19 protein-coding genes are annotated in these 20995 nt (G+C 67.5%); 12 read left to right on the top strand and 7 right to left on the bottom strand.

Features of this window, described 5'->3' with window-relative positions; genetic code table 11:
* The first annotated feature begins 34 nt into the window (after nucleotides 1-34).
* From A5697_RS08725 to A5697_RS08710, 4 genes are all read left to right on the top strand, one after another.
* Nucleotides 35-403 (top strand): hypothetical protein, encoded by a 369-nt coding sequence (locus A5697_RS08725; RefSeq protein WP_068009727.1) that lies wholly within the window; start codon nucleotides 35-37, stop codon nucleotides 401-403.
* Between the two features lie 175 nt (nucleotides 404-578).
* Nucleotides 579-890: a DUF732 domain-containing protein gene (locus A5697_RS08720; protein ID WP_082953303.1), complete on the top strand. Its 312-nt coding sequence runs from the start codon at nucleotides 579-581 to the stop codon at nucleotides 888-890.
* Nucleotides 891-938: 48 nt separating this feature from the next.
* Nucleotides 939-1499, top strand: a complete 561-nt coding sequence (locus A5697_RS08715; protein ID WP_068009725.1) for an FKBP-type peptidyl-prolyl cis-trans isomerase — start codon at nucleotides 939-941, stop codon at nucleotides 1497-1499.
* Nucleotides 1500-1724: 225 nt separating this feature from the next.
* Nucleotides 1725-2366 carry a heme oxygenase (biliverdin-producing) gene (locus tag A5697_RS08710; protein WP_068009723.1) on the top strand — a complete coding sequence of 214 codons (642 nt, stop codon included), beginning with the start codon at nucleotides 1725-1727 and terminating at the stop codon, nucleotides 2364-2366.
* 33 nt (nucleotides 2367-2399) lie between these two features.
* On the opposite strand, the gene A5697_RS08705 is transcribed toward A5697_RS08710, so the two are convergent.
* Together A5697_RS08705 and A5697_RS08700 are read right to left on the bottom strand one after the other, a co-directional pair.
* The gene (locus tag A5697_RS08705) at nucleotides 2400-3464 is read right to left on the bottom strand and encodes a hypothetical protein (protein WP_068009719.1); all 1065 of its coding nucleotides are present in this window, start codon (nucleotides 3462-3464) and stop codon (nucleotides 2400-2402) included.
* A 41-nt stretch (nucleotides 3465-3505) separates the two neighbouring features.
* Nucleotides 3506-4939, bottom strand: a complete 1434-nt coding sequence (locus A5697_RS08700; RefSeq protein ID WP_067950894.1) for an FAD-binding oxidoreductase — start codon at nucleotides 4937-4939, stop codon at nucleotides 3506-3508.
* A gap of 242 nt (nucleotides 4940-5181) precedes the next feature.
* Between A5697_RS08700 and A5697_RS08695 the strand changes: the two genes are divergently transcribed.
* Nucleotides 5182-5865, top strand: a complete 684-nt coding sequence (locus tag A5697_RS08695) for a GAP family protein (protein ID WP_068009717.1) — start codon at nucleotides 5182-5184, stop codon at nucleotides 5863-5865.
* A 54-nt stretch (nucleotides 5866-5919) separates the two neighbouring features.
* A complete protein-coding gene (locus A5697_RS08690; protein WP_068009714.1) occupies nucleotides 5920-6693 on the top strand; it encodes a class I SAM-dependent methyltransferase in 774 nt (257 codons plus the stop codon).
* Between the two features lie 11 nt (nucleotides 6694-6704).
* On the opposite strand, the gene A5697_RS08685 is transcribed toward A5697_RS08690, so the two are convergent.
* Together A5697_RS08685 and A5697_RS08680 are read right to left on the bottom strand one after the other, a co-directional pair.
* On the bottom strand, nucleotides 6705-7940 hold the full coding sequence (locus tag A5697_RS08685; protein ID WP_156673217.1) for an osmoprotectant NAGGN system M42 family peptidase: 1236 nt from the start codon (nucleotides 7938-7940) through the stop codon (nucleotides 6705-6707).
* Nucleotides 7941-8211: 271 nt separating this feature from the next.
* Nucleotides 8212-9093: a CoA ester lyase gene (locus tag A5697_RS08680; protein ID WP_067950887.1), complete on the bottom strand. Its 882-nt coding sequence runs from the start codon at nucleotides 9091-9093 to the stop codon at nucleotides 8212-8214.
* 159 nt (nucleotides 9094-9252) lie between these two features.
* Between A5697_RS08680 and A5697_RS08675 the strand changes: the two genes are divergently transcribed.
* A complete protein-coding gene (locus tag A5697_RS08675; RefSeq protein ID WP_068009712.1) occupies nucleotides 9253-10176 on the top strand; it encodes a class I SAM-dependent methyltransferase in 924 nt (307 codons plus the stop codon).
* A 9-nt stretch (nucleotides 10177-10185) separates the two neighbouring features.
* Here the strand turns inward: A5697_RS08675 and zwf are convergent, their stop codons facing one another.
* On the bottom strand, nucleotides 10186-11691 hold the full coding sequence (gene zwf / locus A5697_RS08670; protein ID WP_067950883.1) for a glucose-6-phosphate dehydrogenase: 1506 nt from the start codon (nucleotides 11689-11691) through the stop codon (nucleotides 10186-10188).
* A gap of 159 nt (nucleotides 11692-11850) precedes the next feature.
* Between zwf and A5697_RS08665 the strand changes: the two genes are divergently transcribed.
* Nucleotides 11851-12033 carry a hypothetical protein gene (locus A5697_RS08665; protein WP_067950881.1) on the top strand — a complete coding sequence of 61 codons (183 nt, stop codon included), beginning with the start codon at nucleotides 11851-11853 and terminating at the stop codon, nucleotides 12031-12033.
* Nucleotides 12034-12035: 2 nt separating this feature from the next.
* Here A5697_RS08665 and A5697_RS08660 read toward each other — a convergent pair whose 3' ends face one another.
* Both A5697_RS08660 and hrpA read right to left on the bottom strand, forming a co-directional pair.
* Nucleotides 12036-13544 (bottom strand): FAD-dependent monooxygenase, encoded by a 1509-nt coding sequence (locus tag A5697_RS08660; protein ID WP_068009771.1) that lies wholly within the window; start codon nucleotides 13542-13544, stop codon nucleotides 12036-12038.
* 100 nt (nucleotides 13545-13644) lie between these two features.
* Nucleotides 13645-17565 carry an ATP-dependent RNA helicase HrpA gene (hrpA, locus tag A5697_RS08655; RefSeq protein WP_068009708.1) on the bottom strand — a complete coding sequence of 1307 codons (3921 nt, stop codon included), beginning with the start codon at nucleotides 17563-17565 and terminating at the stop codon, nucleotides 13645-13647.
* A 91-nt stretch (nucleotides 17566-17656) separates the two neighbouring features.
* Between hrpA and A5697_RS08650 the strand changes: the two genes are divergently transcribed.
* The 4 genes from A5697_RS08650 (at nucleotide 17657) to A5697_RS08635 (ending at nucleotide 20993) form a co-directional block, all read left to right on the top strand.
* Entirely contained in the window at nucleotides 17657-19006 is a 1350-nt protein-coding gene (locus A5697_RS08650; RefSeq protein WP_231972011.1) for an alpha/beta hydrolase family protein, read from the top strand.
* Between the two features lie 100 nt (nucleotides 19007-19106).
* Nucleotides 19107-19880: an enoyl-CoA hydratase/isomerase family protein gene (locus A5697_RS08645; RefSeq protein ID WP_068009706.1), complete on the top strand. Its 774-nt coding sequence runs from the start codon at nucleotides 19107-19109 to the stop codon at nucleotides 19878-19880.
* A 2-nt stretch (nucleotides 19881-19882) separates the two neighbouring features.
* On the top strand, nucleotides 19883-20224 hold the full coding sequence (locus A5697_RS08640) for a DUF3253 domain-containing protein (protein WP_231972010.1): 342 nt from the start codon (nucleotides 19883-19885) through the stop codon (nucleotides 20222-20224).
* A gap of 103 nt (nucleotides 20225-20327) precedes the next feature.
* Nucleotides 20328-20993: a cutinase family protein gene (locus A5697_RS08635; RefSeq protein ID WP_068009704.1), complete on the top strand. Its 666-nt coding sequence runs from the start codon at nucleotides 20328-20330 to the stop codon at nucleotides 20991-20993.
* The last annotated feature ends 2 nt before the right edge of the window (nucleotides 20994-20995 follow it).

The raw sequence follows: 20995 nt of genomic DNA, 5'->3' as shown, positions 1-20995 counted from the left end.
TAGCCATGGAAGCCTCACTCTGAGAGGGTGGGTTATGAACGAGACCCGAAACCGCGTACTACTCCCCACTTTCGCCGCATTGCGGTTTGTAACAGGCGTGAGCGCATGGCTTGCTCCGAAAAAGACAGCGGCTCTGATCGGGCTGGGTGCTGACCGTCAACAGCCGCTGACCACTCGACTGTTCGGTTCCCGCGAACTAACGCTGGCGATCGCCATCATGGATACCGCCTCGCCTCGGCTGCGCACGCGCGCTCTGCAACTGGGTCTTTTAGTCGACACCTTGGACGTCGTCGCAGCGGTCAACGGCATGCGGCGCCAGACGTTGTCGCCGGCCGGCGCGATCGCCTGCGGGGGTGGCGCGGCGCTATTTGCCGGTCTCGGCGTGGCTGCGCTGACCGGCTAAGGACCGCGGGAGCGATAGTGAATGCGAACGCGGACCCGCCCTCGGGGTCTTCGCTATTGTTCATATCCGCGCCGCTTTGCGGCGGCACACTTTTGCGGCCGTGCGAACGCCAAGAAGAATGGACGGGAATCAAATGCCCTCACCTCGTTGGCTGGCCACACTCGCCATCCCCGTGATGGCCGGCGCTGCCCTGGTCAGCAGTGCTGCGCTTGCAGCCGCCACCCCACAGGACGACGCCTACCTCGCACAACTGCGCGCCGTCGGCCTCAGTTGGCCGCCCCAGACCGAAGAGGCGCTCATCGGCGAGGCGCACCTCATCTGCTACGACCTCACCTGGGGTTGGACGCCACAAGAAATTGCCGACGACGTTCACGCCCACTTGAACGCGAGGGGCGTGACGTTGTTGGACGTCGGCACCATGGTCGACGCGGCGCATTCGATCTATTGCCCCGGCAACGTGTGCGACGCCCCCAGCCTCTGCACTTGATCAGCAGGCGCAGGGCTACCGCCGACGGACAACTGAACTGGCTGTAGCGTGACGGCCGTGAAGTCCTCCCTGGTGCATTCGTCCGTCGCGGCCTGCGTCGCGGCAACCGTCCTGACCCTCGTCGGCTCCGGCACGGCAACCGCGGCCGGCTCGTGCCCGACGGCACCCGCACCGAATGGCGGAACGCCGGACTGGACGCTGGCGGGAAGCACCGGCAGCGTAGCGGTTACCGGATCCACGGATACGACGGCACCGCGCGTGGACGTGACGGCACCGTTCAGCGTGACTCAGACCCAGGTCCACACGCTGCACGCGGGAGACGGCCCCGTGGTCCCGGCCGCGGCCAGGGTTTCCGTCTGCTACATGGGGGTCAACGGACGTGATGGGTCGGTGTTCGACAACAGCTACGAACGGGGCGCCCCGGTTGACTTCCCGCTCAACGGCGTCGTGCCCGGGTTCCAGAAGGCCATCGCGGGCCAAAAGGTCGGGTCCACGGTTGGTGTCGCGATGACTTCCGCGGATGGATACCCCAACGGCCAACCCAGCGCTGGAATCCGGCCGGGCGACTCGCTGGTGTTCGCGATCAAGATCCTCAGCGCATCCAGCTAGCTCGTCGCGCCAAATCCCTGTCGCTCAACTGGTCAGCGGCGCGAACATGAGCGCGGCCCTACGCCGAGTTGCTCAGCGACGTGGGTGGTATCCCAATGCTCGCGCCAGTAAGTGATCGGCTCTGCGCTCCCCTGGTTGCGTCTGTGTCAATTACTCGAGCCTAAGCGTTGCGGTCCCGCGCGGCCGCGCCGTCCGCCGCGATCACCGCTGTAATCTGAGCTGGCCATGAGCCCGCTCGTCCACTCGACACGCCGCCCCTTGTCGGTCGCGATGAAGGACGGATCAGCGGCCGAGCACATCGCCGCCGAGCAGAGCACATTCATCTCCGAATTGCTCGCTGGCCGCGTTACGGTTCGGGGCTACTCGGAATACCTGCTTCGATTACGCGTGGTGTACGCCGCCCTGGAGGACGTAATGCGGGCGCGCCGCTGCGACCCCATGGTTGCCGCCGTCTACGACCCGGCGTTGGAGCGGCTGACCGCCATCGACGCCGATCTGCGGCACTGGCGTCCCGACGGCACGCGCGAAATCGACTCCCCCGCGGCGAAGGCTTACAGCGCGCGCATCCGCACCCTGACCTGGGGTGGCTTCCTGGTGGCTCACCACTACACGCGATACCTGGGAGACCTTTCGGGGGGCCGGGTCGTTCGCGGGGCTCTCGACCGCACGTTTGGTCTGCGCGGCGTCGGGCTGGCGTTCTACGAATTCCCGATGCGGTCCAAGCCGTACAAAGACTCCTATCGGGCCCGCCTCGACGCGCTCAGCCCGAGCGCGGGCGACATCGATCGCGTCGTCGGCGAGGTCAAATTGGCATTCGTCTTGAATCACGCCTTGCTCGACGAGCTCGCCGACCACGTCCCGGCTTAAGGGCGTTGACGCTCCATCGCGCGCGCAGCGGGCTTACATCGGCCCGGGCAACTCGCCGAGGGCGGAGAGTTCGGCGTGGACGGAGGTGATAGCCGCGCGGTACTGCTCCTCGGTCAGCGTTTTGGCGTAGTAGCTGTTCATCCGCAGCTGGTATTGCAGATCCCGCAATTGCCGGATGCGGTTCAGCCTGGCGATGTCACTTTGCGAGAATTTCAGTTGCTCAGCCGTGATCTGGCCGGCCATGACTTGTTCGATCGGCGAGAGCCGATAACCGCAGCCGGAGAGGTATTCGAAGTATGGCTTGAGATATGGGCGTCCGCCGGCTTGCCAGCTGCCGTAGGCCGTATGCCATTCGAAAGCCGCGAGCACCATCGCCAGGGTCACCATCGCCGGGCGGGCGTCGATATCGATTGTCGCGCTGAGGTTTTCGTATTGAGCTTCGTCGGTTCCCAGCAGCAGTTGCGCGGCCACATCCATGCTGGCCGGGCAGTGTAGGTCGGCCAAGTAGTGGAAATTGCGTGCAATGAAAATGTCGGTCCCGGGGGGTGGCGTGCTTCCCGTGATGATGTTGGCGCGAATCCAGTCGCGGCGCATCGCAGCGACCTCGGCGGCGCGACGATCCAGTTCGCGCGTCAAGACCCAGTCCGTGTTGGCTTGCGCCTCGGCCTCGGATTGCAGCTTGGTCGGCTGGGCGCCCGTATAGGTGGCGGCGGCCGTCACCTCGCTCAGTGCGAGCGGCCGTCCCATGTCCCAGGTCAGGTACCGGGCGTATACATCAAGGTCGGGCACCTTTGCCCACCGGGCAAGATCGCCCAATGTTGTGTTACCGGCCGTCAATCGGCAGATCTGATCCTCTTGCCTGAGGTCATCGCGCGTGTAGATGATGCCGAGGTCGCGTCGGCGCACCCGGTCACCGGTGTTGACGTCGACCATCCACCCGGCCGGTCCGGCAACCCCCGGCACGTAGCGGGAGACTTCGACGAGCAAATCGTCGACGGTGGCCGAGTCGGGGAAGACCCAGAAGACGCGATGGGACTCGACGTCGTCGCCCATCGCCACGCTGGCGCGATCTAACGCGACTTTTACCGTGTCGGCCATGCTGGGGATTATGTCTCGACGTCAGGCGCGCACGCCATTCACTAGAAGTTGAGCCCCGAGAACATGATTCGGCCGGGATCGTACTTCTGACGCACGGCGGCCAGCCGGGACAGGTTCGAGCTGAAATACCGGGAGGCCGGTTGGTTCGCCTCGATGTAGTTCACGTAGCCGCCGACCGAATTCGGCTGCACCGCCTGGTGTGCGGTGTTGAGCCAGTTGGTCGCCGCCGCCGCGTCGCCGGTTTCGACGTACCACTGCACGAGCGCGTACTGGCGGCGCCACGGGAAGGCGGTCGCCCCCGGGGCCACATCGGCGAGGGCGCCGTCCAGCGCATGCATGATCGCCAACATGCGGCCCGCCCCACGCGGAAAGGCGTCGACCGCCTTGGCGATGCCCTGGGCGGTGGCCGCGTTGACGACGGGCAGCACGTCAGATCCCCCGACATATCCGAGCGGTGACGGGTTGAGGTTCCCGACCGCCAGGTACCGGACCAGGTCCAGGTAGTTGAAGGTGTGGTTGTCGGTCCCCGTCGGTTGCACCCCAACGGCTTTCGTGATCGCCGCCCCTACGCTGGCCCCCGATCCGACCGGGCACGTCGCCATGATGCGGCAATGCGTCCCCATTCCGTCGACGGTGGCGTCCGCCAGTGCCCAGCTGTTCCGGTCGGCGGTGCGCAGCCAGTTCTGCCACCCGACCAGTACTTGCGCCAACGCCTCGGGCGGGAAGTTGAGGTTCACCACGTCGAGATCCGTCGTGGGAAAGGTGGCGAAGGTCAGCGAGGTGGTCACACCGAAGTTGCCGCCGCCCCCACCGCGCAACGCCCAGAACAGGTCGGGATTACTGGCGTTCGACGCGGTCACGGCCTGACCACCGGGCAGCACCACCGACGCCGACAGCAGTTGGTCGCACAGCAGCCCCGCGTGTCGGGAATTGGCGCCCAGTCCCCCGCCCAGCGCGTGCCCGGACGCCCCGACCGACGGGCAGGTACCCGTCGGGATGCCGCGCCCGGCGCCCGCCAACGTCTGGTGCATCGCGTACAAGCTGGTCGCGGGGGTCACCGTGACGTTCCCCGTGCCCGCGTCGTAGTTGATCTCGCCGGGCAGCTGACGCAGGTCGAGCACCATGACGCCGTTTGCCGTGGAGGCACCGATGTACGAATGCCCGCCGCTGCGCGGCGCCACCTTCAGATTGTGGGCGGCGGCGAACGCCATGGCCTTCTGCACGTCGGCCGGCGACGTCGGGGTCACGATCGCCGCAGGCGTCGAGCCGTTGTAGTTGGTGTTGAATACCTGCTTGGCCGACCCGAAAGCGCCATTGTCCGGCAGCAGCACCTGTCCACCGATGGCGGTGGACAGACCCTCCCAACCGGTGGGATTGGGGGCCGCGGTGGCCCGGGCGGAACCGAAAACGGCACCGGTGGCCAACGCTCCGACGGTACCCCGCAGGAACGCCTGGCGTGAGATTTCACGCGCCACCGTCGGGCTCCCGCGTCTGCCTCATGTCCGGCATTGTCGAACGCGTGATAACGAAAACCTCGGTGCCCCATGCCGTGTGACCGGATCGAAACCCATACGAGCCGCCCCGGTGATGTACCCGCCGAGGGCGGCGGGCGCCGCCTCGAACAGACATGCCGCTCTGCGACTCGTATTGTCGGCAGCATGATCGCCGCTTTGATGTTCACGCCCGGACAGCTCACTCGGTAGCGGGTTTCAGGCGCGTGGGTGCTCTCGTGCTGGCGCTTGCGGGCCTGGCGTTTCTCGATTCGTTGAACGTCCTCAATCTGGGCGTCGTCTCGGCCGTCATTTTCGACAGCCGGTTGAATCGCCGCTCGCCGATTCCGGGTGCGCTGAGCTTCATCGCGGGCGTCTTCGCCGTGACAACCACATTCGGGCTGTGCACGGTGCTGGGCCTCAGCTTCTTGACCCATGTCGTGGATTTCCACGTGACACCGGCCATCCGTTTTCGCGGCGAGTTGGTACTCGGTCTCGTGCTGACCGGCCTGGCGTACTTCCCGCTGACCGCCCAATCATCGGCTCCCGGCTGGGCTTTGGCGGCGATGCGCGAGCGGCCATGGCTGCTCGGGTTTCTCGGCTTGGCGGTCGGAAGTGGACAGGCGCCAACCGCGATTCCCTATCTCACGGGACTCGCCATGCTCGCCGCCCTGCACCCGAGGCCACCGCTTTGGCCGTTGGCGATCATCGCCTACTGGGCGATCGCGCTTTCCCCACCGCTGATGATTCTTGGCCTTTCGATGAGACGGACCATGCGCGCCAAGCGCATTCAGCGCAGGCTCGTGCGCGCCCTGACCCGCTACGGCCCGATATCGGTGCGGCTGTTGTTCCTGGTCTTCGGCATAGGTCTGGTGGCCGACGCGCTCGTCAATCACAGCGCCCTGTGGTGACGCCGCGCGTTCTTTCTCATCTCTTGCATAGCGAGCTGCAATACGTTGTTGCGTGTGACTGATCGTCAAGAGCGCGCGACGTCCTTCGGCTCGATCGCCGAGGACTATGACGGGTTGCGTCCGCACCCTCCGCAGCAGGCAGTGGACTGGCTGGTTCCGCCCCATTGCGGGGTCGCCGTCGACTTGGGCGCGGGCACCGGGCTGTTCACCCGCACACTGGTGGACAGGGCGGCGGCGGTCATCGCCGTGGAGCCCGACGCGCGCATGCGGGCGGTACTCACCGAGCGGTCTCCCGAGGTTCGTGCCGTCGAAGGCACTGGGGAGTCGATTCCGCTTCCCGACGTCTCCGCGGACGCCGTGTTCGTATCGTCGGCGTGGCACTGGATGGATCCCGAGCGGGCCGTTCCCGAGATCGGCCGGGTATTGCGCGACGGCGGGCGATTCGGCCTGATTTGGACCAGCCGGGATCGTGACGTGGATTGGGTGCGCGACCTCGACTTGCTGCCGGGTGAGGACACACCCGAGGCGGAATCCCCCGACCGCTTCCGCCGGCGCCACGAGAACGTCGTGCTCCCCGACCCGCAGATCTTCCACAACGTCGCCCGCGAGACGTTCACGTTCGCGCGGAGGATGAGCATCGACGATGTCGTCGCGATGGTGGGCACCTACAGCCGGGTGATCATCGCGTCTCCCGAGGAGCGCGCTGAGCGACTCGCCAATGCCCGCGCCGCCTTGACTGAGCGTTTCGCTGAGGCCGACGCGATCGACGTCCCCATGAAATCGCGGTGCTGGCGCGCCGACCGGATCCCCCGCGGCGCCGGAAACTAGGCGCTAACGCCTCAGGCCTGCGGGCCTTCCGACGGCGGCCAGTGCGATCCCGGCGACGCCTCGCCGGGTGAATCGTGTTCCCCGCGGGCCAGCGGTACCCACCGCTCGCTCGGGGCGGGCTGCTTGGACGACGGAAAGTCCCGGAGCTTGCCTGACGGCTTGGCATCCCATTTGGCGAAGGTCAGCGGCGTCTGCAGCCAGGTGTGCAGCAGGCAGTACACCGCCTGCAGCGAATCCAGATGGGTGCGTTCCCAACCGTGGCTGCCGTCGAGTCCGAAGCCTACGAGCGCCGCGCGGGTGCCCGCGCCCGCCTCGATGGCCGCGGCGGCATCGGAGCGGTAAAAGCGGAAGACATCCCGCGCGCAAGGGATTTCCTGCTCCTGCGCGAGCCGACACAGCTTGCGGGTCAGGTGATAGTCGAACGGGCCGTGCAGGTCGGCCATCGGAATGGTCACCCCGTCCTCGATGGAGTGTTGGCCGGGCGCGCACACCGCGTTGTCCACCGAGACCAATTCGGCGACATCGGCGGGCAAGCCATGGCTCGCCCCGTGGCCGACTTCCTCGGTGATGGTGATCATCACCATCGTGCGGTGCGGCAGCACCAGCTTGTTTTCGGCGAAATTCTTGGCCAGTGCAAGCGCGATCGCGACGCCCGCCTTGCCGTCGAGGTGACGAGAAACGATGTAGCCGTCGGCGGTCAGTTCGGGGCTGGCGATCAGCGCGACGAAGTCGCCGATCTGCAGGCCGAGACGGACGAGGTCCTCCCGCGAGGACACCTTGCGGTCGACGCGGACCTCGACGTGTTCCCAGTCGGTTGGCTGCAGGTCGATCTCGTCGCCGAAGGCGTGCCCACTGGCTTTGAGCGGCATGACCGTGCCGGTGATGAATTCGTCGGGGTCGTCGGAGAAGATCCGCACCCGGGCGCCCGCGGCGAACCGGGCCGAGAAGGTGCCGACCGGAATGACCTCGAGACGGCCGTTGTCCTTGAGCCGTCGCACCATGCAGCCGATGGTGTCGGCGTGAACGACCAGCGCGCGGTCGATGGTCGCCGATTCCCCGGGGAGTTCGGCGGTCAGCGCGCCGCGCCGGGTCAGGGAGAACGGCACACCAAAGTCGTCGAAGATGTCGCCGATGAGCTGCATCACCGCGTCCGTCCGCCCCGCCGGACTGGGGGTCTGCAGCAGCGCGAGCAGCGTGTCAACCATCCACGTGCGGTCGGCCTCGGGCATGGCCGCGCTGTGACGCACGGTGTCTCCTCTCGAGTCGTTCGGAACCGCGTTCAACCTACCGCGTGGTCACCGTCGACTCACCGGTCCGGGCATGGCGCCCGCGCCGAAACTGGGCACCCCTGTCCCCGCCTGCCATCACGGTAGAGCACGGGGTGTCCGGACGCCCCGTTGGCGTCCCTTCCTGCGAATTCCAAGTGGGACCGATCTCCAACGCCAACGGGAGCGGACTTGGCGGTCAAACTCGCCGGCCAGATCGGCGGCCGAGTCGACAGGCAATAGCCTCGTACGCCTAGGAGGCGGAGGCCAGTTCCGCGATGAGGTCCGCGAGCGCGAGGATTCGCTCGGCATTGCGGACGTGCAGGCTCTCGATCATCCGACCGTCCACCGTGATGACACTGGTCCCCGCGGCCCGTGCCTCCTGATAGGCCGCGACAACCTTGCGGGCGTCCGCGACTTCCCGCTGCGACGGACCAAACAGGTCGTTGGCCGGGCCGATCTGGGACGGATGGATCAAAGTCTTGCCGTCGAAACCCATTTCACGCCCCTGCCGGGCCTCGGCGCGAAATCCGTCTTCGTCGGTGATGTCGTTGAACACGCCGTCCAGGATCACCTTTCCGGCCGCCCTGGCTCCCAGCACCGCCAACGACAACGCGGGCACGACCGGTGCCCGGCCAGGCACATGCAAGCCGTGCAGATCGTTCACCAGGTCGTTGGTGCCGATCACCAGCGCGGCCAATCGGTCGCTGGCCGAGGCGATCTCCTCGACCCTCAGGAAGGACCGCGGCGTTTCGATCATCACCCAGAGCTGCAACGACTCCGGGGCGTTTAGCTTGACCAGTGTCGCGGCCAGCGCCCGGACCTGATCGCCCGACTCGACCTTCGGCACCAGCACGCCGTGAGCGGCAGAACCGGCCACGGCGGCCAGGTCCTCGTCGTGCCAGTCGGTGTCCAGGCCGTTGATGCGCACCACGACCTCCCGGGGCCCGTAGCTATCCGGGGAGATCGCGCCGCACACAGCGGCCCGCGAATCGGCTTTGGCGTCAGGTCCTACGGCGTCCTCGAGGTCGAGGATGACCACGTCCGCGGGCAGCGATTTCCCCTTCTCCAATGCGCGGGGCTTGTTGCCGGGCAGGTACAACGCCGAGCGGCGCGGGCGCAGAGTCGGTGCCATCCAGTGGTTCGCTTCCTGTCTCGAGTTCGGCGGGGGCTTGGTGAGTGCGGCTTAGGCAGAAAGTACCCTTCGACCCAGGTGGTGTAGCCGCGCCCCGTTGGCGGCGAACATCCGAAATCATGCCGCCGCGGCGGCCGAATTCCAGGGAGGGAGCGGCGAGTGTCATCACTTGGTTCGGCGCGCACCGAGGGCGACAGCTGGGATTTGGCGTCCAGCGTTGGGGCGACCGCGACGATGGTCGCCGCGTCGCGGGCGCTGGCCTCCCGCGAGCCCGATCCGCTGCTGGATGACCGGTTCGCCGAGCCGTTGGTGCGCGCGGTCGGCCACCCGTTCTTCGTCCGCATGCTCGATGGCCAGATCCCGCTCGACAACGACGACATGCCTGTGACCCTGCAGCAGCGTCGCGAGCAGATCGCCGTGCGCACCAGGTTTTTCGACGATTTCCTCACATCGGCGTCCAGCAGCGGGATACGTCAGGCCGTGATCTTGGCCGCCGGGCTGGACGCCCGCGCCTATCGGTTGGCGTGGGCCGCGGGCACGGTGGTCTACGAGGTTGATCAGCCCGAGGTCATCGCCTTCAAGAGCGAAACGCTGGCCCGGATCGGCGCCGAACCGACCGCCGAACGCCGAACGGTAGGTATCGATCTGCGCGACGATTGGCCAACCGCGCTGCGCGGCAATGGGTTTGACCCTACGGCGCCGACGGCCTGGATCGCCGAGGGCCTGCTCCCCTACCTGCCGCCGCAGGCGCAGGACCGGCTCCTGGACAGCATCACCGCGCTCAGCGCACCGGGCAGTCGGCTGGCCACCGAGAACATCACCAATATGGGCGTGTTCACCGACGAGCGCGCCCGGGCGATGCGCACCACCTGGCGTAAGCACGGACTGGACATCGACGTCGCCGATCTGGTGTGGGAGGGGGCGCGCCAACCCGCCGCGGAGCACCTGGCCGCCACCGGCTGGATCGTCACCCCCCACCCCACCGATCAGCTATACGCCGGCTACGGCTTCGTCGTTCCCGACAACGAGATGCTCAAGGAATTTCGGAACGCCATCACCTACATCAGCGCCGAACTGGGCTGACCGCGCCGGCTACGAGTCGGGCCTGGCGTCGCGCCACTCGCGCTCGAAGGGCAACCGCCACGCATTGGGTGCGATCAATTGATGGATGGCGTTGGGGCCCCAGGTGCCCGGTTGATACATCTTCGCCGGCGGAGGGTCGTCGAGCAGCTCCTGCGAACGCTCCCACAATGATTCGATGCCCTCCGCGGTGTTGAACAGCGTGTGGTCACCGCGCATCGCGTCGAGGATGAGCCGTTCGTACGCCTCCAGCACGTCCACGACGGTGTCGATCTCCTGCGAGGAGAACTGCATGGACAACTTGTCCAGCTTCATCCCGGGGCCCGGCCGCTTGCCGTAGAAAGACAGCGAAACCTTTGAGTTGTCGGCCAGGTCGAACGTCAGGTGGTCGGGCCCCTGAGTCCCAACCCCCGAGCCGGGCGGAAACATCGTCCGGGGCGCCTCTCTGAATGCGATCGAGATGATGCGGATGCCTTCGGCCATCTTCTTGCCGGTCCGCAGATAGATGGGCACGCCCGCCCAGCGCCAGTTGTCGATGCCGACCTTGAGGGCGATGAACGTCTCGGTGTCGGAATCCCTTGCCACGCCTTTCTCTTCGCGGTATCCGTTGTATTGGCCGCGCACCACGTTGGAGGGCTTGACCGGCAGCATCGAGCGGAACACCTTGTTCTTTTCTTCACTGATGGCAAACGGCTCGAGCGCAGTGGGCGGCTCCATGACGACGAACGCCATCACCTGGAACAGGTGGGTCACGACCATGTCCTTGTAGGCGCCGGTCTCCTCGTAGAAGTTCGCCCGCTGATCCAGGCCGAGGGCCTCGGGGATGTCGATCTGGATATGGTCGATGAAGTTGCGGTTCCAGATCGGCTCGAAGAGTCCGTTGGCGAAGCGGAACGCCAGAATGTTCTGCGCGGCCTCCTTGCCGAGGAAGTGGTCGATGCGGAAGATCTGGGATTCCTCGAACGTTTCGTGCACGAAATCGTTCAGCGCCACCGCGCTGGCCAGGTCGGTTCCGAACGGCTTCTCCATCACCACCCGCGAGCGCTCGACGAGCTTGGCGTCGCTCAGCATGGTGATGACTTCGCGCGCGGCCTTGGGCGGCACCGACAGGTAATGCAGGCGCCTGACGTTGGGGCCCAGCTCGCCTTCGGCTTCCGCGACCGCCGCCGCCAGCGCTTCCGGTCCCTTTCCCTGCGGGACGTAGGTGATGATCTTCGCGAAATTGGCCCACTGCTCGGACGTGAGCTTGTGCCTGCCGAACGACTCGATCGCATCTTTGGCGATCTCTCGGAACTCGTCGTCGCTGAGGTCTTCCAGCGACGTCGCGACGATCTGGATGTCGGGCGCAAGCTCGGACTGGTCCAGGTAGGCCAGGCCGGGTATCAGCCTGCGTTTCGCCAGATCCCCCGTCGCACCAAACAGAACGATGACGTGGGGATCGAGCGGCTCGGATTCGTGGCGGCGCGGACGCCTGTCGGCCGCCGGGTAGGAGATGGTCTGCGGTTTCTTATCGGCCACCCTTGCGATACTTCCACCGCTGGGGCGTAATGTCGCGTCCGTCACTCCTAGCTCGGTCAACGCGGCCTTCGCTGCCATGTTGAGGATCACAATCCCCAGCCGGTTACCAGCCAGTGGATGGGGTACTGGATAGCGACGGGCGCTGCCCGACCACAGTCGATGGAAAGCGATATGACGAAACCCGACAAAGACCTCCGGGGTCACTCTCAGGAGCTGGAAGACATCGTCGACCAGCTCGAGGAGAAGGTCGCCGACGACCGGGAGGCCGAAGGTGTTGCCGGCAAGCCTAGCGACCGGGAACGCGCCCCCACCCTCGGCTCGGGCGACGAACCGCCGGACTAGCCCTAAGCGCCGGGCGGGGCGCCGAACCAGGCCGTGAGCGCGTCGCCTAAGCCGTCACCAGTGCCGTTTCCGACCCAGGCCACGTGCCCGTCCGGACGAATCAAGACCGCATCGGGGGCCGGTACTGCGCCGACTGCCGGAAGTTCCCAGTTACCCGCGTATTCCGCGTCGATCAGCTGGACGCTGTCGACCCCGGACGCCTTGGCGAATCGGCCCGCTTCCCCGAGGTTGAGCAGCACCGGGCGGGCCCGGTGTAGCAGCGTGAAAACCCGCAGTGTCCCCTCGGCGGTGGCCAGATCAAGATCCGGCATGCGGCGTCCGAGCAGCGGGTGTGCGTCGCCCAGGTCGTAGCGGATGTCCAGGCCGGACATCATCGCGGCGAACCGTTTGCGAGGTTCGTCCATGGCGAGCAGGTCGGACATCGTGTCGCGCAACGCCTTGGTTCGGTCGTCGGGGCGAAGGAGCGCCATCTGCGCAATCGCGTTGCGCAGTACGCGCGCGGCGACCGGGTGCCGTTCGGCGTGGTAGCTGTCGAGCAGGCTGTCGGGCGACGTCCCGTTGACCACCTGTCCCAGCTTCCATCCCAGATTGACCGCATCCTGGACGCCGGTGTTCAGCCCCTGCCCGCCCACCGGATGGTGGACATGCGCGGCATCCCCGGCCAGCAGGATGCGTCGGTCGCGATAGGCTGCGGCTTGCCGTGCCGTGTCGGTGAATCTGGAAAGCCAAGCGGGACTGTGTATCCCGTAGTCCGTTCCGTATACGGCGATCAGCGCCTCACTCAGATCGCCCAGCGTGGGCTCGCTGCTTGACCCGAGGCGCCGCTCGGTGACCATGACACGCACCGGTCCGCCCTCCTCCGGGGCGGCGAGGGAATGCACGCCGAGTGAGTCGTGGCGGATTCCCCACACCGGTGAATCGCCTGTCCCCCAATCTATTTGAACCTCACCGAGCAGGTAGCTCGTCGTCGGATCCCAGCCGGGGAACTCGATGCCTGCGGCTTTACGGACCACGCTGCGCCCGCCGTCGCAGCCGACGAGGTATGCACCTCGCAGGGATCGGCCGTCGGACAACGCGACGTCGACGCCCCTGCGGTCTTGGGCGATACCCGTCACCTCGTGTCCGCGATAGAACCGCACGCCCAGCTCGTCCACCCAGTCGGCGAGTATGCGTTCGATCTCGTTCTGCCACAACGCGAGACCGTAGGGATGCCGGGTGGGAAAGTCGCTGATGTCCAGCCGAATCTGGGAAAACCCGGCGACCTGGGCGACCTGACCCCGGGCAAGAAACCGATCGGCGATACCCCGCTGATCGAGGACCTCGATCGTGCGCGCATGCAGACCCCCGGCGCGCGCACCGATGAGGTCCTGGCCGGCGCGCCGTTCGACTATCGCCACATCGACCCCCGCCAGCGCCAGTTCGCCGGCCAGCATCAGGCCCGTCGGGCCTCCTCCAGCGATCAGCACCGCGTGGTCGACGTTCTCGTTTGAGGACACTCTCAACCCCCTGATAAGAGCGAAAATTGGCTTCGGCCAGCGATTGTGCGGCATCACCCCGCCCTTGCCACAAGCCCCCCGGTGCGCTATAGGTTGAGAGTGGGAGGGCAATAATTCACGTACGGTCGCGCAGCGCGTCGATCGCTCGGTAGATCCGCTGCTCGCTCACCGGCCGCGGGGTGCCCAGCTGCTGGGCCCACAGGCTCACCCGCAATTCCTCGATCTGCCACCCAACGTCGCGCACGTCGGCCGCCGCCTGCCGTGCGGGAGGCAGCGACTGTGTCAATTCCTCGTAGGCGCGCTGCACGGCTCGCACGCGCTGCATCCGCTCCCGGTCCGCCTCGATCCCGTGCGGCAGCCTCTCGAGGCGCCGGCGGATTGCGGTCAGGTAGCGGGTGAGATCCGCGAGATGGGCGCGTCCGGTGGCTGCGACGAATCCCGGCGGCAAGAGCCGATCCAGCTGAGCGCGGACGTCGGCGATCGCGTTGGACTGCGCGGGCGACGGCCGACCGGGCAGGGCGACTTGCACGTCCTGCGCGGCGGCCAACACCTGCTCCACGCGGGCCACGACGTCGGCGGTCGCGGACACTAGTGCCTCGCCCACTCGCTCGCGTAGCGCGGCGAACTCGGCGCGGGTCCACACCGGCCCGGGCGCTAGCGCCTCCGCCGCGGCATCGGCGCAGTCCTCGAGCAGCGCGGTCAGGGAGCCATCAGGGTTCGCGCCGAGCGCCAGGCGGGTCCGCGGGCTCAGTTGTCGCTCAACCGCTTTGACCGGCGAAGGCACGCTCAGCCGGACCAACCGCCGCATCCCCGACCCCAGCGCGTTGTCCCGCTCCGCCGGTGTTGTGAAGACCCGAAGGTCGACCGCGCTTCCCGTGTCGACGAAGCCGGGAAAGCCTCGCACGGCGCGGCCGTCGACCGTCCGCTCGACGACATGCGGCAGCTCGTCGAGGTCGTCGGGCCAGTTGCGCAGGCCCGAGCGTTCCAGCTCGGCGGCGACCGCCTCGGCCACGGCCTGGCGGGTGGACGCCGCGAGCCGTAGTTGCAACGCGTCGAGGTCTTTTCCGCGGGCGACCTCCGTACCGTCGGCGGACTCGACGGCGAAGGTCACCCGCAGATGCGCCGGTAACTTGTCCAGGTCGAACGCGTCGACGGGCACCAGAACGCCGGTGCGACGGCGCAATTCGCGCTGCAGCCCCTCCAGCAACGGCTCCCCCGCCGGGTCGATCCCTGCCAGCACGGCACGGGCGGTATCGGGGGCGGGAACGAAGTTGCGGCGCAAATCTTTTGGCAGTGAGCGGATGAGCGCGGTCACCAGCTCCTCCCGCAGCGCGGGAACCTGCCAGGCGAACTCGTCACCGCCCAACCGCGCGAGCACGTCGATCGGCACGTGCACCGTCACGCCGTCGTCGGCCGCGCCCGGCTCGAATCGGTAGGTCAGGGGCAGCGTGACATCGCCCGAATGCCAGGCGGTCGGCCGCTCGGCATCCGCGGTGTCGACGGTGCGCAACAGGTCGTCACGGGTGAAGGTCAGCAGTTCGGGTGTTCTGTGTCGCTGCTTCTTCCACCAGGCGTCGAAGTGCCGCGCGGAGACGACTTCGGCCGGGATGCGGGCGTCGTAGAGCGCGTAGACCTCGTCGTCACCGACGATCAGGTCGCGGCGGCGGGCCCGCTCCTCCAGCTCTTCGAGCTCGGCGCGCAGCCGCGCGTTGTCGCGGAAGAAGTGATGCCGCGTCTGCCAGTCGCCCTCCACCAGCGCATGTCGGATGAACAATTCCCGCGCCAGCGCCGGCTCTACCCGGGCGTATCCGACGCGGCGGCGCGCCACCAGCGGCAGTCCGTAAAGCGTTACCCGCTCGTAGGCCATCACCTCGCCGCGCCTGGCGTCCCAGTGGGGTTCGCTGTGGGTGCGCTGCACGAGGTCGCCCGCGATCCGCTCGACCACCTCGGGCTGGACGCGCGCGGCGGTGCGCCCGTACAGGCGGCTGGTTTCGACCAGCTCCGCCACGACCACCCATCGCGGTGGCCGCTTGGTGAGCGCTGAGCCCGGTGCGAGGACGAAACGCGAGTTGCGCGCCCCCAGGTAGTCGCGCCCGTCCTCGCGGCGCATCCCCACGTGCGACAGCAACCCGGCCAGCAGCGCCGCGTGCACCTGCGCCGGGTCGGCAGGCTCATCGGACGCGGCGCCTTCAACTATGCCCAGGTCGCGGGCGATGCCGCGGAGTTGTCCGACCAGGTCCTGCCACTCGCGGATGCGCAGATAGTGCAGAAATTCGTCGCGGCACATACGGCGAAAGCCGTTGCCCGACAGGGTCGTCCGCTGTTCGCGAAGGTAGCGCCAGAGGTTGAGGTACGACAGGAAGTCGGAGTTCTCATCGGCGAAGCGGGCGTGCTTCTGACGGGCAGCCTCCTCGCGGTCGGTGGGCCGCTCTCGCGGGTCGTGGATGGTCAGCGCCGCGGCCAACACCAGGACCTCCCGCACGCATCCCTCCGTGTGGGCCTGCAGGATCATCCGGCCCAGCCGGGGGTCGAGCGGCAGGCGAGCCAGGCGGAGGCCGAGATCAGTGATCCCGCCCTGGGCGTCGAAAGCTCCCAATTCCTGCAGCAGCTGCACCCCGTCGCGGACGCTGCGCCGGTCCGGCGGGTCGAGAAACGGGAAGTTTTCGACCTCTCCTAGCCGAAGCGCCGCCATCTGCAACAGCACCGCGGCGAGGTTGGTCCGCAGGATCTCGGGCTCGGTATAGGGCGGACGGCCCGCGAAGTCCTCTTCGGAGTACAGGCGGATGCAAACGCCGGCCGCGACCCGGCCGCAGCGCCCCGCCCGTTGGGCGGCAGAGGCCTGCGAGATCGGTTCGATCGGCAACCGCTGCACCTTCAGTCGGCGGCTGTAGCGCGAGATGCGGGCGTTGCCGGGATCGACGACATAGCGAATACCCGGCACCGTCAGCGACGTCTCGGCGACGTTGGTCGCCAGCACCACCCGGCGCCCGGTGTGTGCCGCGAACACCTTCTGCTGCTCGGCGGTCGGCAGCCGGGCGTACAGCGGAAGCACCTCGGTGTAGTCTGGGCCGCCCGTCAAGAAAGTCAAAGCCTCTGCGGTATCCCGGATTTCGCGTTCGCCCGAGAGGAACACCAGGACGTCCCCGGCCGGCTCGGCCTCGAGCTCAGCGATCGCGTCGACGATCGCCTCGACCTCGTCGCGAGTCTCGGTGCGCACGATCTCGTGGTCTGGGTCGTCGGGATCATCCTCCCGACCGCTTGACACGGGGACTTCCAGCGGCCGGTAGCGGATCTCCACCGGGTACGTACGCCCGGACACCTCGAGGATCGGCGCACCGCCGAAGTGATCCGCGAACCGTTGCGGCTCGATCGTCGCCGAGGTGACGATGACCTTCAGGTCCGGGCGGCGCGGCAGCAGCTCGCGCAGGTAACCGAGCAGGAAGTCAATGTTCAGGCTGCGCTCATGGGCCTCGTCGAGGATCACGGTGTCGTAGCGCAGCAGCCGGCGGTCGCGCTGAATCTCGGCGAGCAGGATGCCGTCGGTCATCAGCTTCACCAGGGTGCGGTCGCTGACCTGATCGGTGAACCGGACTGTGTAGCCGACAGTCTCGCCGAGCGGGCTGCCCAATTCGTCGGCGATGCGCTGCGCGACCGTGCGGGCGGCCAGCCGCCGGGGCTGGGTGTGCCCGATGGTTCCGCGGACGCCCCGGCCGGCGTCGAGACAGATTTTCGGCAGTTGCGTGGTCTTGCCCGAACCGGTTTCACCGGCGACGACGACGACCTGGTTCGTCCGAATCGCGTCGGCGATCTCCTGCCGCCGCGCGCTGACCGGCAGCTCGGGATAGCTGATGGCCGGCACCGCGGATTGCCGCGCGGCGACGAGCGCTTCGGCGCGCGTGAGCTGCTCGGCGAGTTGCCGAAGCTGGTCGGGTTTGGCTGCGCGCAGATTCTTCAGGCGCCTCCCGAGGCGCGCGGCGTCGCGGATGGTCAGACCGTCGAGGCGGGTGCGCAGTTCCGCGACGGACAGTTCGGCCACTCGGGCCAGGATAGGCGTGCCCGCCCGGGGACATCGTCGGGTCGGGCGACGGTGATTCGCGCGCAAGCGGCGCGGGTAGTCCACAGCGGCTATGGAATATCCCAAGCCGGCGGCGATTTCGCGTCTCGCGCAGGCGGCCGACTACACCAATCCCCTGTGGCGAATCTCGTTGATGCGGGGCGCCATCCCGATCGCCGTCGAGCTGCTCACGATCGTGGCGTTGGTGTACGCGATCGGATGGCGGGGGCGCCGCTGGCGGGTGCTGTCGGTGCCGGCGGGGGCGGTTACGGGCGCCCTGTTCGGCGCGATCATTCACTGGCATTACGAAACACTCGGTCTGGCCAGCGAGCCGGCGCCGTGGCCGATGTGGCTGTGGGTCTCCCTCACGGGATTCTCCGTTGTGATCGCGGTAGTCGGCTGGCGTGGTGCCGGTTGGTGGCGCCGCAACGCGTCCGTCTTCGCGGCCTCGTTCTGCCTGCTGAGCACGGGACTGACCATCAACGGCTGGCTGGGCTACTTCCCCACCGTCTACGCCGCCTGGGGCCAACTGACCAATGCGCCGTTGCCCGGCCAAGCCGACTGGGATGCCGTTGCGGCGATGCGGCACAAAGGCGTCAAGCCGTCGCGAGGTGTGGTCCTCGCGGTTGACTCCGGTGACCAAGCGTCGGGTTTTCGCCACCGCGGCGAATGGGTCTACCTGCCACCGGCCTGGTTCAGCAGCACACCACCAGTGCGGCTGCCGGCGGTGCTCATGCTCGGCGGTGAATTCAACACACCGGCCGACTGGATTCGCGCCGGCGAGGCCGTCAGCACCCTCGACGCCTTTGCCGCGACGCACGCCGGCAACGCGCCTATTGCCGTCTTCGCCGACGCGACCGGCGGGTTCGGCGTCGACACCGAGTGTGTGAACGGGTCACGCGGCAATGCCGCCGACCACCTGACCGCCGATGTCGTTCCCGCGATCAATGTCCAATTCGCGGCGGCGAGGTGGGGCGTCGTCGGCTTCTCCTCCGGCGGTACCTGTGCGGTCGATTTGGCCGTCATGCATCCCGGCACGTTCGGCGCCTTCGTCGACGTCGGCGGTGACCTCGCGCCCAATGCGGGCACGCGATCCCAAACCGTCGACCGGTTGTTCGGCGGCGACTCGGAGGCCTGGTCGTCGTTCGATCCCAGCACGGTCATCGCGCGCCACGGCACCTACTCCGACCTGTCCGGGCTTTTCGCGGTTCCGGGCGGACATGGCGCCCGGCCGAAGGCGGTCGGTCAGACCGCCGCGGAATCGCTCTGCGGTCTCGGTTCCGCCCATGGCATCGACTGCAGCATCGTCGAACTGCCCGGAAGGCACGACTGGCCCTCTGCCGCAACGGCATTCGCCGCGACGCTGCCCTGGCTCGCCGGGCGGCTGCAAACCCCAGGGGTCACCGCGACTTGCCGTACTTAGGGGGTCGGGCCGCCCGCCGTCCGCCGAGTGTCGGACGTATGGACGAATTCAGGCCAGTTCTCGTACTCAGCAGGCACACTCGGCGCCCTAGGGTGAACCCATGAGTCTCGTCACGTATGAGCTGGACGACCACATCGCCACCATCACCCTTAACCGCCCCGAGGCTCGCAACGCCATCAACGGGCCTCTTCGCCAGGACTTGAACGCGGCGTGGGAGCGGTTCCGCGACGACCTGGATGCGTGGGTCGCGATCCTGACCGCCAACGGGAGCGTCTACTGCGCCGGCGGCGATCTCAAGGACGGCGAGGGCTCGGTGGGCACCTTCGGCGGCACCTTCTGGGAGAAGCCGACGATCAACTCCTTCGAGTCCGGGATGGAGTTGTTCAAGCCGACCATCGCCGCCGTGCACGGGCCCTGCATCGGCTATGGAGTGACCGGCCTACTCTTCTGCGACTTCGTCATCGCCAGCACCGAGGCGACGTTCTGCTTTCCCGAGGTGTCGATCGGCGTGCCCACCATCGTCGGGGCCATCCGGTTGCCCCAGCGGGTCGGCTGGGCCAACGCCATGGAACTGCTCCTGACCGGCAAGCCCATGAGCGCCGAGCGGGCCAAGGAAATCGGCCTGGTGTGGAAGCTGGTGGAGCCGGACGACTTGCAGGCCGAAGCCCGGGCCTGGGCGAGGACCCTGACCGAGGCCGCTCCCCTGGCCCAACGGGCGACCAAGGAAGTGGCGTGGCGGACGGCGGACATGGGCTGGATCGAGTCGGTCCGTTTCGGCGAGACCATGCGCAAGGTGGCCGGTGCGACCGAGGACGTCGCCGAGGGTCTCCGGGCCTGGGCCGAGAAGCGCAAGCCCCAATGGCGCGGCCGCTAAGCGTGGCTGAGCGATTACGAGCCGAACTCCGCCGGGTGCTTGACGGCGGTGGCCCCGGCGCCGACCATGCCGGGGTCGCGCTCGGGGATGGGCCGATCAGGCACCGACTGGAATCGTCAATCCGCGCGCTGGCCGAGCATCGCGGCCCGCGCAGCAGCATCTGCCCCTCTGATGCCGCCCGTGCCGTGGGTGGTGCGGACTGGCGTGAGCTGATGCCGGACGCGCGCGACGCCGCGCGTGACCTGGCGAAATCGGGCCACGTGGAGATAACGCAGCGCGGCACCGTCGTCGATCCCGACGATGAGTGGGCGGGCCCCATTCGCATCCGGACTATTGCCGACTGAGAATCTCTTGTGCGCCAGAGCGATTCGGCTGCCTGCTCCCGCGTCATCACGGTAGAGCCGACCGCCGGCACCCAGGCGTGCACTGATGTGACAGGATTTCGGCATGAGTGCACGCAGACTTACTCGCATTGTTGGTCTCCCTGTGGTGGCGACGTGGGCGGTGCTGAGCGCACCTATCGCCCTGCCCACCGCTGCCGCCGATGCGTGCTCCGACGTCTCGGTGGTCTTCGCCCGCGGCACTCATCAGGAGCCCGGTCTGGGCAACATCGGGCAGGCGTTCGTGGACTCGCTCACCGCGCAACTCGGCGGGAAGTCCGTCGACGTCTACGCCGTGAACTACCCGGCCAACGACGACTACCACAACAGCGCGAATGCCGGATCCAATGACGCCAGCGCACACGTCCAAGACACCGTCGCCAGCTGCCCGAACTCGCGGATCGTGCTCGGCGGCTATTCCCAGGGCTCGACGGTGATCGACCTGGCCACCAACGCGATGCCGGCTCCGGTCGCCGATCACGTCGCCGCCGTCGCCCTCTTCGGCGAGCCCAGCAGTGGACTCTCGACGATGTTGTGGGGCGGCCAACCGCTACCCACGATCAACCCGGCGTATGGATCGAAGGTCATCAGCTTGTGTGCGACCGACGACCCGATCTGCTCCGGTGGCGGCAACCTGATGGCGCACGTGTCCTACATCGACGCCGGAATGACCGCCCAGGCCGCGACATTCGCCGCTAACAAGGTCAACCAGGGGCCGCCGCCGCGGGTCTGAGC

This window comes from Mycobacterium sp. E3251 (assembly GCF_001666835.1).
Taxonomy (GTDB): domain Bacteria; phylum Actinomycetota; class Actinomycetes; order Mycobacteriales; family Mycobacteriaceae; genus Mycobacterium.
The sequence above is the reverse complement of the archived record's forward strand: the minus strand, read 5'-3'. Positions and strand labels throughout refer to the sequence as shown.

Bases quoted from the DNA above. Each gene is read 5' to 3' on its own strand.
- A5697_RS08725 (WP_068009727.1), top strand. From the start codon at position 35: ATGAACGAGACCCGAAACCGCGTACTACTCCCCACTTTCGCCGCATTG.
- A5697_RS08720 (WP_082953303.1), top strand. From the start codon at position 579: ATGGCCGGCGCTGCCCTGGTCAGCAGTGCTGCGCTTGCAGCCGCCACC.
- A5697_RS08710 (WP_068009723.1), top strand. From the start codon at position 1,725: ATGAGCCCGCTCGTCCACTCGACACGCCGCCCCTTGTCGGTCGCGATG.
- A5697_RS08705 (WP_068009719.1), bottom strand. From the start codon at position 3,464: ATGGCCGACACGGTAAAAGTCGCGTTAGATCGCGCCAGCGTGGCGATG.
- A5697_RS08680 (WP_067950887.1), bottom strand. From the start codon at position 9,093: ATGGCACCGACTCTGCGCCCGCGCCGCTCGGCGTTGTACCTGCCCGGC.
- A5697_RS08665 (WP_067950881.1), top strand. From the start codon at position 11,851: ATGGAAAGCGATATGACGAAACCCGACAAAGACCTCCGGGGTCACTCT.
- A5697_RS08650 (WP_231972011.1), top strand. From the start codon at position 17,657: ATGGAATATCCCAAGCCGGCGGCGATTTCGCGTCTCGCGCAGGCGGCC.
- A5697_RS08645 (WP_068009706.1), top strand. From the start codon at position 19,107: ATGAGTCTCGTCACGTATGAGCTGGACGACCACATCGCCACCATCACC.
- A5697_RS08635 (WP_068009704.1), top strand. From the start codon at position 20,328: ATGAGTGCACGCAGACTTACTCGCATTGTTGGTCTCCCTGTGGTGGCG.